The 12,705-nt window shown below is 46.8% G+C and carries 12 protein-coding genes; 9 read left to right on the top strand and 3 right to left on the bottom strand.

Going from position 1 to position 12,705, the window contains the following annotated elements:
- Positions 1-104: 104 nt before the first annotated feature.
- The 3 genes from LZG94_RS22390 to LZG94_RS22380 all read left to right on the top strand — a co-directional run bounded on the left by LZG94_RS22390 (position 105) and on the right by LZG94_RS22380 (position 3,703).
- Positions 105-1,070, top strand: a complete 966-nt coding sequence (locus LZG94_RS22390) for an MlaD family protein (protein WP_233793925.1) — start codon at positions 105-107, stop codon at positions 1,068-1,070.
- 89 nt (positions 1,071-1,159) lie between these two features.
- Complete coding sequence (locus LZG94_RS22385; protein ID WP_233793924.1) at positions 1,160-2,773, top strand: acyl-CoA carboxylase subunit beta; 1,614 nt, start codon at positions 1,160-1,162, stop codon at positions 2,771-2,773.
- Positions 2,774-2,824: 51 nt separating this feature from the next.
- Complete coding sequence (locus tag LZG94_RS22380) at positions 2,825-3,703, top strand: NAD(P)-dependent oxidoreductase (protein WP_215236299.1); 879 nt, start codon at positions 2,825-2,827, stop codon at positions 3,701-3,703.
- A gap of 68 nt (positions 3,704-3,771) precedes the next feature.
- On the opposite strand, the gene LZG94_RS22375 is transcribed toward LZG94_RS22380, so the two are convergent.
- Positions 3,772-4,056: a hypothetical protein gene (locus LZG94_RS22375; protein ID WP_215236300.1), complete on the bottom strand. Its 285-nt coding sequence runs from the start codon at positions 4,054-4,056 to the stop codon at positions 3,772-3,774.
- Between the two features lie 97 nt (positions 4,057-4,153).
- Here LZG94_RS22375 and LZG94_RS22370 point away from each other — a divergent pair, with 97 nt between their 5' ends.
- The 5 genes from LZG94_RS22370 (at position 4,154) to LZG94_RS26590 (ending at position 7,315) form a co-directional block, all read left to right on the top strand.
- Complete coding sequence (locus tag LZG94_RS22370; protein ID WP_233793923.1) at positions 4,154-6,094, top strand: SGNH/GDSL hydrolase family protein; 1,941 nt, start codon at positions 4,154-4,156, stop codon at positions 6,092-6,094.
- Positions 6,095-6,139: 45 nt separating this feature from the next.
- Positions 6,140-6,403 (top strand): DUF4160 domain-containing protein, encoded by a 264-nt coding sequence (locus tag LZG94_RS22365; RefSeq protein ID WP_233793922.1) that lies wholly within the window; start codon positions 6,140-6,142, stop codon positions 6,401-6,403.
- Entirely contained in the window at positions 6,400-6,723 is a 324-nt protein-coding gene (locus tag LZG94_RS22360; RefSeq protein ID WP_233793921.1) for a DUF2442 domain-containing protein, read from the top strand. The genes LZG94_RS22365 and LZG94_RS22360 overlap by 4 nt, the downstream gene beginning before the upstream one ends.
- Positions 6,724-6,804: 81 nt before the next feature.
- On the top strand, positions 6,805-7,044 hold the full coding sequence (locus LZG94_RS22355; protein ID WP_233793920.1) for a hypothetical protein: 240 nt from the start codon (positions 6,805-6,807) through the stop codon (positions 7,042-7,044).
- Positions 7,028-7,315 (top strand): type II toxin-antitoxin system RelE/ParE family toxin, encoded by a 288-nt coding sequence (locus LZG94_RS26590; protein ID WP_409013348.1) that lies wholly within the window; start codon positions 7,028-7,030, stop codon positions 7,313-7,315. Before LZG94_RS22355 ends, LZG94_RS26590 begins: the two co-directional genes overlap by 17 nt.
- Positions 7,316-7,318: 3 nt before the next feature.
- On the opposite strand, the gene LZG94_RS22350 is transcribed toward LZG94_RS26590, so the two are convergent.
- Complete coding sequence (locus LZG94_RS22350; RefSeq protein ID WP_233793919.1) at positions 7,319-8,230, bottom strand: DUF1338 domain-containing protein; 912 nt, start codon at positions 8,228-8,230, stop codon at positions 7,319-7,321.
- A gap of 38 nt (positions 8,231-8,268) precedes the next feature.
- The gene (gene proC / locus LZG94_RS22345; protein ID WP_233793918.1) at positions 8,269-9,072 is read right to left on the bottom strand and encodes a pyrroline-5-carboxylate reductase; all 804 of its coding nucleotides are present in this window, start codon (positions 9,070-9,072) and stop codon (positions 8,269-8,271) included.
- 226 nt (positions 9,073-9,298) lie between these two features.
- Here proC and LZG94_RS22340 point away from each other — a divergent pair, with 226 nt between their 5' ends.
- Complete coding sequence (locus LZG94_RS22340; protein WP_233793917.1) at positions 9,299-12,697, top strand: DUF2126 domain-containing protein; 3,399 nt, start codon at positions 9,299-9,301, stop codon at positions 12,695-12,697.
- The last annotated feature ends 8 nt before the right edge of the window (positions 12,698-12,705 follow it).

The raw sequence follows: 12,705 nt of genomic DNA, 5'->3' as shown, positions 1-12,705 counted from the left end.
TTTTGATTTGTCAAAACAATTTTTGATACTTTGATGTTAATGCAACCGATATAAACTTAGTACTGCCGAACTTGCCGGTTGCCTGGCGGGAAATTATTTAGTCCATGAAATTATCGAAAGAAGCAAAAGTTGGAATGATGGCAATTGCCGCAATGGTGATGCTGTATTTCGGCTTTCATATCCTGAAAGGCTCAGATGTTTTTTCAAGAACGCATCAATACTTTGTTATCTATGACAATATCGACGGATTAACAGCTTCTAATCCCGTACTGCTCAATGGATTGAATGTCGGCAGGGTTCGTGAAATCAAATTGTTGCAAAACCGTAAAAACCATTTGCTGGTTTCGCTTGATATACAGAAAGGAATAGCGATACCTGGCGGAAGTTCCGCAATACTCGCCGACGGTGGCCTGCTCGGCGGAAAAGTCATTCATTTGTCCCCGGGTACCGGAGCGCCGATGCAGGACGGAGATACGCTTTTAGCCAAAAAAGACCCCGGTATCTCAGCCGTGCTGCAACAGCAGGCGCTACCGCTGGTTACCCACGCAGATTCACTCATCAAAAACCTGAACCAGGTAGTAGCTGGGTTCGAGGAAACCGGACTTATTCTGAATCAGGTATTGAAAAACTACAACCAGACAGGCAGCAGCTTACAAGGATTATTGAATGAAAACCGCACCAACCTGCTCGCGCTTACTTCCAATCTGAACGAGCTTTCCACTTCCTTAATTGAAACTGAAAAAGAGATCAAGCCGCTGCTGACCAAAACAGGAACACTTGCTGATTCTTTGAATGCATTGCAGCTCGGAGAAACTGTCCGCAATGCAAACAAGACGATAGGAGAGCTGCATAACCTGCTTGCGAGTGTGGAATCCGGGAAAGGAACAGCGGGTAAGCTAGTTAAGGACGAGACACTTTACAATAATATTGACAGGACGATGGTGAGCCTCAATAAATTGCTGACCAACTTGAGAGAACATCCGAAACGCTACATCAATATCTCCGTTTTTGGTAAAAAAGACAAAGGCCCCGCGGAATCGCCGCTTGATACTACAACGGTGATCAAATAGAAAAGTAATTTTTCAATAAGTATGAAAGTCGTTTGCTTGCGGGTAAACGACTTTTTATTTTGTGAAATAATCCACACTTCATCTGCCCTATGACTACACAGGAAAGCCTTCCGCAACTATTGGAAATTCTCCGGCAAAAATATGACCAGGTAAAACTCGGCGGTGGGATCAAAAAAATCGAAGCACAGCACAAAAAAGGCAAACTAACCGCCCGCGAAAGAATCGAATACCTAATCGATTCTGAATCAAAATTCGTGGAAATTGGTGCATTCGTGGCAGACAATATGTACGCCGAAGAAGGCGGCTGCCCCTCAGGCGGCGTAGTAGCTGGAATTGGAATTGTTTCGGGGAAACAATGCATGATCGTCGCCAACGATGCGACCGTAAAAGCAGGTGCCTGGTTTCCGATCGCGGCTAAGAAAAACCTCCGCGCACAGGAAATTGCAATGGAAAACCGTTTACCTGTCATTTATCTGGTCGATAGCGCCGGGGTATATCTGCCTATGCAAGCCGAGGTTTTCGCCGACAAAGAGCATTTCGGGCGGGTTTTCAGGAATAACGCACAAATGTCTGCGATGGGGATCGTCCAGCTTTCGGCTATTATGGGCAGTTGCGTGGCAGGCGGGGCTTATCTGCCGATCATGTCCGACGAAGCTTTTATCGTGGAAGGTACCGGCTCTGTTTTTCTGGCTGGGCCGTTTTTGGTAAAATCGTCTGTGGGGGAAGAAGTAGACGCAGAAACGCTAGGCGGCGCGACAATGCATTGCGAGATTTCGGGGGTAACCGATAACAAATTCCCCGACGACAAATCCTGTCTCGACGCAATTAAAAGACATATTGATAAAATCGGCAGGCCGCTTTCCGCCGGCTTCGACCGCAAACCTTCCATTGATCCCAACAGAAACGCTGAGGAGATATATTCATTACTACCAATTGACAGGCTGAAACCCTACGATGTCCGGCCAATTCTCGAATGCATTGTCGATGGTTCGGAACTGGATGAATACAAGCCGGATTACGGGAAAACGTTGATCTGCGCCTATGCCCGCGTCGACGGCTGGGCAGTGGGAATCGTGGCCAACCAGCGGAAAATGGTCAAATCCGGCAAAGGAGAAATGCAAATGGGCGGGGTGATCTACGGCGAGTCTGCCGACAAGGCGGCGCGGTTTATCATGAACTGCAATCAGAAAAAAATCCCGCTGATATTCTTTCACGATGTGACTGGCTTTATGGTTGGAAGCCGGGCGGAGCAGGGAGGTATTATCAAAGACGGCGCCAAAATGGTCAATGCAGTAGCCAACTCGGTCGTTCCCAAATTCACATTCATCATCGGAAACTCTTATGGCGCAGGCAATTACGCAATGTGCGGCAAAGCCTTCGATCCAAGGCTGATATTTGCCTGGCCAACTGCGCAAATGGCGGTAATGAGCGGCGCAACTGCTGCGAAAACGCTTTTGCAGGTACAAACAGCCACATTAAAAGCGAAAGGAGAAATCATTACGCCCGAGCAGGAAGAGAAATTATTGAAGGAAATTACGGATCGCTATAACGAAGAATTGTCCCCTTACTACGCCGCCGCCCGCTTGTGGGTAGATGGTATCATCGATCCGGTTGAAACCCGGAGTATTATTTCCACGGGAATTCAGGCTGCCGACCAGGCACCGATCGAAAAACAGTTCAATGTTGGAATTATGCAGGTTTGAGAAAAGTTTACTCAGGTAGTACTCTATATATTTTCATTTAAAATTGAGATTATGGCTGAAAAAATAGCTTTTCTGGGTCTTGGAAACCTGGGCGCACCAATAGCACAACGATTGATTAACTCAGGTTTTGAAGTAACAGTTTGGAACAGGACGATTTCAAAAGCTGAGCCGCTGGCCCAACTCGGTGCAAAAGTTGCCGAAAATGCGATCGACGCGATCGAACCGGGAGGAATTGTATTTTCTGTACTTGCCGACGATAATGCGGTTGAAACAACATTCTCCGATGCTCTGCTGCAAAAACTTGGCAGTAACGGGTTGCACATTTCCATGAGCACCATCTCACCCGACTGCTCGCGCAAGCTCACTGAAACGCACAACAAATATGGAGCGAGCTACGTGGCAGCACCAATTTTCGCGCGCCCCGACGCGGTACTTTCAGGAATGGGGAATATTGTAGTTTCGGGAGAAGCAGGAGCGAGAGAACGGGCAAAACCGTTGGTGCAAAACTTTGTAAAAGGCGTTTTTGACTTCGGCGATGATCCCGGCGCAGCGAATGTGATCAAGCTTTGCGGCAACTTCATGATCGCAGCGAGCCTGGAAATGATGGCGGAGGCATTTACACTGGCGGAAAAAAGCGGTATCCCACGTCAGAGCATATACGAAATGCTGACTTCGACCTTATTCGCCGCCCCGATCTTCCAGAATTATGGTAAAATGGTGGCGCAGCATACTTACGAGCCGGTACTGTTCGGCCTGCCGCTTGGTTTGAAAGATATTAACCTGACTTTGCAGGCTTCGGCGAAGGTAAATGCGCCTATGCCGCTGGCCGATCTGGTTAAAAACCGTTTCGTCTCTGCACTGGCAAAAGATCGCGCAGGAATGGATTGGGTAGCCCTGGCCAAAGGTGCTTCCGATGATGCAGGACTTTAATATTAAAATACATCAAAACCAGAAAAGCTGCACCTGGCAGCTTTTCTGGTTTTCAATAGAAAGTGAGATTACTCTCTGATTTCCATTAACATCTCATCAGTAATGTTGTTTTTCTCTTTGAAATCCGAAACGGTTTCCGTGAAAGAAGTATGGAGCGTTTCCACATTTTCAAGGTTTTTATAAGCACCATCATAAATCGCACCCAGCGACTTTTCCAGGTCCTGAATATTCAGGTTCATATTTTCTGTTTCTATCTGACCGATCTTTTTGATCACGGCAGTTTCACTATTTTTCAAGTCTTCAATTTCACGGAGAATCTTCTCCATGCTTTTAAACTTTTCGATCTTATCCATAAGTTCTTAGTTATTGTACAAAGCATTAACTTAAAATATCGTACCACACAGAGAATCGATCCCGGTAAATTCAGTCCGATCATCTCTTTTCCAGGTTATGATCAAAAGACACATCCAACAGCTCATTTTATTGATTATTTGCCTCTCCGGGCGCATTAGCTATGCACAAATTGTCGAGAAGAAAACCTCCTGGAAAGGCTTTGACAAAATTGAATTTACATTTGAAAACCGGGAAGCCTGGTATGTGAAGCCGGCTAAGGCAATACCGGGCAATCCGTGGGTTTGGCGCGCACATTTCCCCACCTGGCATACCGAAATGGATAGTATCCTGCTTTCGAGGGGGTTCCATATTGCTTATGTGAATACCAACGATATGTTCGCACACCCGCAGGCTATGCAGGTTTGGGATGCGTTTTACGATTATTTGGTGAAAGAAAAACAATTCGCTCTCAAAGTCGCATTGGAGGGAGTGAGCCGCGGCGGGCTGTATGTGTACGGCTGGGGAAAGCGAAATCCAGATAAGGTAAGCTGTATTTACGCCGAGGCGCCGGTATGCGACCCCAAAAGCTGGCCGGGCGGAAAAGGGAAGGGGCCGGGATCGGAAAAAGATTGGGATTTGTGGTTGAAATTGTTTGGGAAGTCCGAAGAGGAAGCACTGAAATTTAATGATATCCCACTAAACGACCTGGCCGGGCTGGCTGCATTCAAGGTGCCGATTGTTCACGTAATCGGCTTGCAGGATAAATTAGTACCGCCCGCGGAAAACAGCGATTTATTGGTTAAAACCTATCAGCAACTCGGCGGGCCGGTGTCTGTTTACCCCATGACACGGGGCGAGCAGAAGCTGGACGGTCACCATTTCCCGATCGAACACCCTGAGTTTTTTGCAAATTTCATTGAACAAAACAGTGTTCCTGTGACCAAACCGCTTCCGCACGATCCTTATATTGAAGTCAACGCAGGACTTGGGAATGCATTTGAAAAATTTAAAACGACCAAAAAAGGTACCGTCGCATTTCTGGGCGGCTCGATCACGCATAACCCTGGCTGGCGGAACAAGACCTCGCAGTATTTGCAGGAGCGTTTCCCTGATACTGAATTTACATTTATAGCAGCCGGAATACCCTCGCTTGGCAGTACGCCACACGCATTCAGGTTTAGCCGGGATGTGTTGGCCCAAGGAATTCCCGACCTTCTGTTTATGGAATCGGCTGTAAATGACCGCGGAAATGGATTTAGTGAAAAGGCGCAGGTTCGCGCGCTGGAAGGAATTGTCAGGCAAATGCATACTGCAAATCCGAAGGCGAATGTGGTATTAATGGCTTTTGCCGAGCCTTTGAAAAATACGGATTATGAAAAAGGAAAGGAGCCGACGGAAGTAGCTGTGCACCAGCGCATCGCGAAGTATTATGGGGCTGCTTATATCAATCTGGCCAAAGAGGTGTACGACCGCATCAAGGCCGGCGAATTTTCCTGGGAGTACGATTTCAAAGATCTGCACCCATCGCCTTACGGACAGGAAGTGTATTTTCAAACGATAAAAGAATTGCTGAAAAAGGATTTTGATTCAACAAAAACGGCAGTTGAGTTTCCGAAAGCAATCGATCAGTTCTCCTACGAAAAGGGGAGCTACTATTCCATCGTAGAAGCCAAAAACCTCAAAGGTTTCACAATTGACCCGAGCTGGAAACCTGTTACGAAACTCTCGACCCGCGAAGGTTTTGTAAACGTGCCGATGTTGGTCGGCGAAACTGCAAACGCTTCTTTCGAGCTGCCGTTCAAAGGCCGTGGCGTGGGAATAGCGATCATTTCCGGCCCTGATGCAGCGATTATTACCTATTCAATCGACGGCAAAAAACCAAAAACGCTCGATCTGTTTACGAAGTGGAGCACCCAGCTGCATTTACCCTGGTACCTCATGCTCGACGACGAACTCTCCTCCGGCAAACATACTTTAAAGCTCACTATCTCCTCGGAAAAGAACAAAGAAAGCACCGGCACCGCCTGCCGCATCGTTCATTTTTTGGTTGCGGAATAATGGCTATTTTAGTGGATAATTTTAACACACTATCCACCTGAACACATGCCAGAAATCTCCCGGTTTTTCGGAATTGTTATCTTTATGTACTTCAAAGATCATTTGCCGCCCCATTTCCATGCCGAATATGCTGGTGATGAGGCACAATTTTCGATTGAAACTGGTAATATACTGGCTGGACGTTTGCCCGGTAAACAAATCCGGCTAGTTCAGGCTTGGGTTGAACTTCACAGAGAAGAGTTGTATCTCAATTACTTCGAGTCTCAGAAAGACAATGCGCAGTTTAGGAAAATAAGACCATTGCAATGATGAATCCGAGGATTAAGGAGATAGTTTCAATAGACGCGTTTGTGATCACTGTATTGTGGTCCGATAACATTGTGCGGGCTATTGACTTTGGAGAATTTTTGGCTGAATATTTTGAGAAACCTGAAAGCGTCTATTACCAGCTGTTACAAGCTAATACCTTTAAAAAAGCAAAAACCGACGGAAAGACAATATATTGGGATGATCTTATTGAAATAATAGATTATGACGGAAAGCCGATCGCGGCACCGCTAGACTTCGATCCTGACGTATTGTTTAATATTTCGAAACCGCTTGATTCCTTCACTTCCTGGTCTCCTTAATTTAAAAAACCTTTGCACTTTGCGTTTTTATAGTAGCTTGAAGTTATTCAAAGTAATCTTTCACACTAGACCAGCACGAAAATGAGTCGAAACGATTTGAAATCCAGCCTGCACGCGTTGATCGATGGTATTGAAGATACAGCAGTTTTGCAGGCATACCTTATTCTACTTTCGCGGGAAGCGAAGTCCCAGGAAGATTTTTGGGGAAATCTTGATAACAAAACAAGATCAGCAATAGACGAAGGAATTGCAGATTTCGATTCCGGGAAGCATTCAGATTTCTTTGACCATATGAAGTCTGCTTATGGCATTGAACGTTAGATTGTCCGATAGAGCCCGCGGAGACATCGAAGAGATTTCAGCATACTTAGGAGAACATTGGTCAGAGAAAGTAAAGACCGACTTTCTAGTGAGTCTCACTAATCAGATTGATTTGATCAGTAAAATGCCTTATATGTACCGGGCATCTCCTTCTAAGCCCAGTGTGCGTGAATGCACTTTAAACAAACAAACCCTGATATATTACGAGATTGTAAACGAAGATCTTATTCGGATTCTGACTATTCGGAATACTAAAAAAGATAATAGCTAACCGTCACTTCCCAGTCTGCGTAGTATAAGTACTCTCAAAAATTTTATCCGCATTTCCGGCTTCGAAACCGTCTCTGCGATGTCTTCGGTGAAGTTCTTGCTGAGGGATGTTTTTGAATTGAGGTAAGATTTTTCTTTCAGCAAACTCCACATAAGAGCCGGATATACTAAGCTTTTCTCCGCCCGCAAACTCCGCGTTGATCATTTCCGCAACAGTTGAGCTTTGCAGCAAGCCTCCGTCCGGACTTACTTTGATCTTTCCGCCCGAGGTATTGAGCCTGATCCCGTTTTTTTCTAAGAATGTATTGAAATCGGCAACGGTATTGTAGCCTTCAGGCAGGTTATGTACGCTGATCGTGAAGTGATTGAGATAATATCTGTTATAAATCACCCAGGCTGCATATTCGCTTTCTTTTAAAAGTGCCTGGTAATCCGAAACCGTCGGTGTGCGCCAGAGCGGCTTGTGGAGGAATGCGTCTACTTCCAGGCCATTATCCAGATCCAGCGAATCGGCAGGGTCGCTGGTTACCTCGTCTGTGTAGCTGCGAATAATGCGTTGCGCTTCTTCGGAAAGGTCGCCCACACGCAGCTCGCTGACGAAAATGCGCGGGTCACTTTCACGCGGCGGACTGTACCACCACGCGTCCAGTTTTTTACCTTCAAAAAAATAATGGTCGCGCTTTTCGTAACCATAATGCAGGAATATCTTTTCAAACGACTGCACACCAAGCTGCGGTACGCCCATTGTCCGGAATGCAATATGGTCGTTCTCTATTTCGTCGGCATGATTGATCATACCTGTGTTCACCATCGCATTCAGGATCGTTCCCACATCGGGAACGCGCTCCTTGTACCTCCGCATCAGCCCGCCCAGAACAATGTCCAGCGTAGCGAGTTTATCCGATTTTGCTTCCATTAGTTTTGATTGAATGTGTGTTAAAATAAAAACGAAGGTTACCCTTTCGATAGTTCGGCTGACCTGATCTGTGCGGCTACAATGCCTTGTTTCAGTGTTTCGTCCAGACTACCTGCCTCAAATTGCCTTAAAGCAGCCTCGGTTGTTCCCCCTTTCGAAGCTACTGCTTTGATCAGCTCGTCGAGCGATTTGTCGGCCGTATTGATCAAATGGTAGGAGCCAAGCATCGTTTGCTTCACCAGCAGCGCAGCCACTGATTCTTCAAAGCCCATTTGCTTACCCGCCTCGATCATCGCCTTTACCACATAAAAGAAATACGCCGGGCCGCTGCCGCTGAGCGCGGTTACTGCATTCAATTGCTCCTCATTTTCCAGAAACACAGATCTTCCGGTTGCATTGATCAGGTTTTCGACTTTACGCAATTGCTGAATATCCACTTCCGGCGACGCGGCGTAGGCAGTAATACCCATTCCAAGCATTGCAGGCGTATTCGGCATGGCGCGGATCACCGCTTTGTGTCCCAGTGTATGCTGAATGCTCTGAATCGTGATACCTGCCATAATCGACAACACAACCTGTTTCGGCTGCACCACTTCCTTTAAACTCTGACCAACCGCCCCAAAATCCTGGGGTTTTACAGAAAGGATAATCAAATCATATTCACTGACTTGCGGCCCGATCACGCCGGTAAGCACGCCCGGTTGAAAGCTGGTCAGACTTTCCTGCCTGTCGGTACTTTTTTCAACTAATAAAAAGTCTTCTTTTTTAACAAGGTCGAATTTCAGGAAAGCGCGGGCGAATGCCATTCCCATGTTGCCGCAGCCTATAATTGCTATTTTCATTTTAAAAATTCTGAGAGATAATGGTTAGGATGAAGGCGAATTACGCAACTTTTGAAGAAATTTCAGTCTGCGCAGCTTCTTTAAGAATGTTTTAGCTTTAAAATAAAATTTTGCGTAAATTATTTAGTGCCGGTTTATATTTTGAAAAACAACTATAATCCGTTTTTTTACAAACAGATGTACTCCTGATTACCAAATTAATTTAGATTATTGTAATACTCCAACTATGGCTATAAAAGTTGCAATTTCGCACAAGACCAAATATAAGTTTGACCGGAGTGTTTCACTTTCACCGCATATATTTCGCCTGCGCCCCGCGCCGCATTCACGCACACCAATTGAAGGTTATTCCCTGAAAATTTCTCCCGAAAACCATTTTATAAACTGGCAGCAGGATCCATTTGGTAACTATCAGGCCCGCGTCGTTTTTCCCGAAAAAACAACAGAACTGAGCATTGATGTAGAGGTGATCGCCAAAATGCAGGTGATCAATCCCTTCGATTTCTTCGTGGAGGAATATGCGGATATGTTCCCGTTTCAATACGAAAAGACGCTTAAAATGGAGCTGGGACCTTACCTAGAACCCAGGGAATCGGGGCCGCTGCTGATGGATTTTGTCGAGAAGTCGAAGGTCAACAGGGATATCAAGACTGTCGATTTTCTGGTGCATTTGAACCAGGAACTATATAAGGCAATACATTATAATATCCGGATGGAAGCGGGTGTGCAAACCTGCGAAAGTACGCTGAACATCCAAAGTGGCTCTTGCCGCGATTCGGCCTGGCTATTGGTCCAGATATTGCGGCATTTAGGTATTGCAGCCCGGTTTGTGTCGGGTTATCTGGTGCAGCTTACATCGGATATCAAGTCACTCGACGGCCCCTCTGGCCCGGAAGCGGATTTTACAGATCTCCACGCCTGGACGGAGGCTTACGTTCCCGGCGCAGGCTGGATTGGTCTGGACCCTACTTCCGGACTTTTCGCAAGTGAAGGCCACATTCCACTTTGCTGCACGCCCGATTATGCCAGCGCGTCGCCCGTTTCGGGGGCTACGGACGTGGCACAGGTTACTTTTGAGTTTGACAACAAAGTTTATCGGATACACGAAGATCCGCGCGTTACCAAGCCTTATACCGAAGAACAATGGGCTGCCGTCATGCAGGTTGGGCACGATGTGGAGAAGGATTTACAGGAAGGCGATGTTCGGCTGACGATGGGCGGCGAGCCTACTTTTATTTCCATTGATGATTTCGAATCCCCGGAATGGAATACCGCAGCTGACGGACCTATGAAGCGTCAGCTTGCCTACGATCTGTCGCTGAGACTGAAAAAACGTTTTGCGCACGGTGGATTACTGCATTTCGGTCAGGGTAAATGGTATCCGGGCGAGCAGTTTCCGCGCTGGCAATATGCATTGTACTGGAGAAACGACGGTGTGCCGATGTGGCGAAACGATGAGCTGGTAGCCAAAGAGAACGGTACCAAATATACTTTCCGGGACGCGGAGGCATTTACAACAGAACTTTCAAGGTACCTCGGTATTGATATAAATAATATTACTCCTGCCTACGAAGACCCTATTTACTGGGCGATGGAGGAAGGAAAATTGCCCGTGAATGTGGATCCTTTGAAGGTTAACCTCAAAGATTCCATTGAAAGACGAACACTGGCCAAAGTGCTGGAAAGGGGCCTAAATAACCCTGCCGGTTTTGTATTGCCTGTTAAATGGGACGAGAAAGGCAGTCACTGGACAAGTTCTGTGTGGCAGTTCCGACGAAATAACTGCTTTTTGATTCCCGGAAATTCGGCGATGGGTTACCGGCTTCCACTGAAAGCATTGCCAGAAGTTGCCAAAGACCGCCGCGAGCTGCCCGTAGAAAGAAGTTTGTTTGAGGATCTGCCCGCTTTGGGCGATTATAAGTCGGCCGTTCAAAATCGTTACGGTTCTGTGGCGCCGGCTTATGAGTTACCTTCGAGTAGGGAGGAAAGGGAGAATGGAGGAAGGGAGGAAGGGGTTTTGTTTGATGTTCCTATTGTGAAGACGGCGATTTGTGTGGAGGAGCGTGATGGGATTATCTATATTTTCCTGCCGCCTATTGATTATCTGGAACATTATCTTGATCTGATTGCCTCTATTGAAGCAACTGCCGAGAAACTGCAAATGCCGGTCCGAATTGAGGGTTATCCTAACCCTTCGGATTATCGGGTTCAGAAATTGATCGTGACGCCGGATCCGGGGGTTATTGAGGTGAATATTCATCCTGCAAAAAACTGGCAGGAGCTGGTCGACAATATCAGTGCGTTGTATGAAGAGGCTTTCTTTTCGAGATTGGGTACTGAGAAATTCATGGTCGACGGGCGCCATACCGGAACCGGTGGAGGTAACCACGTTACCATCGGAGGCGCGAAGCCAGCCGACAGCCCGATATTACGCCGGCCCGATCTGCTGCGGAGTTTGATTACCTACTGGCAGCACCACCCGGCGTTGAGCTACCTTTTTGCGGGCCCGTTTATCGGCCCTACAAGTCAGGCGCCGCGTATCGATGAAGGCCGGGATGAAAGATTGTATGAGGTAGAAATTGCATTTGAACAAATCCCAGAAGGCGAAGAAGTGCCTTTCTGGATGGTAGACCGCATTTTCAGGAATTTGCTGGTTGATATTACCGGCAATACCCACCGATCGGAGTTTTGTATGGATAAACTATATTCCCCCGATTCGTCGACGGGCAGGCTGGGTATCCTAGAATTTCGTGCATTCGATATGCCGCCGCACAAGCACATGAACCTGGTACAAACGCTGCTCATCCGCGCTTTGATCGCTAAGTTTTGGAAAAATCCATACAAACATAAACTGATCCGCTGGGGTACCGAGCTGCACGACCGATTCCTGCTGCCGCATTTCGCGTACCTGGATATGGTGGATGTGGTAAATGATCTGAAAGACTCGGGTTACAATTTCGATATTTCATGGTTCGACCCATTCTTCGAATTCCGCTTCCCGCATTACGGAGGTATTACGGTAGATAATATCCAGCTCGATTTGCGTCTGGGTATTGAACCCTGGCATGTATTGGGAGAAGAACTTTCCAATACCGGAACCGCACGTTTTGTGGATTCTTCTCTCGAAAGATTGCAGGTCAAAATCAGTGGATTCGTGGAGGGAAGGCATATTCTGGTTTGTAACGGCTGTCGGGTTCCGCTGAGGAGCTCTGGTATCAAAGGGGAATATATTTCGGGAATACGGTACAAAGCGTGGAACCCGCCTTCTGCATTACACCCTACTATCGGGGCCGATGCGCCGCTCGTTTTTGATATTGTGGATACCTGGAATAACCGTATATTGGGCGGTTGTACCTACTTCGTTTCTCACCCCGGCGGGCGTGCTTTTGATACACATCCTGTAAATGCATTTGAAGCAGAATCCCGCAAGATAAGCTTGTTTCAGGGTTTTGGACATACACCTTCTTCACGGCAGGAAGTGCAGATCAAGGAAGATACGTCGGGTGCGGTTTCCCGCTTTGTCGCAGAAACCAAAAAAGATATGAAGGCGGATGCACCTATTGAATTAATCAATCCCGAGTATCCAAATACGCTGGATTTACGTAAATACTGGAAATCAAAATAGGTTTCAGT

This window comes from Dyadobacter sp. CY343, assembly GCF_021390335.1.
Taxonomy (GTDB): domain Bacteria; phylum Bacteroidota; class Bacteroidia; order Cytophagales; family Spirosomataceae; genus Dyadobacter.
This window is presented reverse-complemented; position numbering and strand designations above follow the sequence as displayed.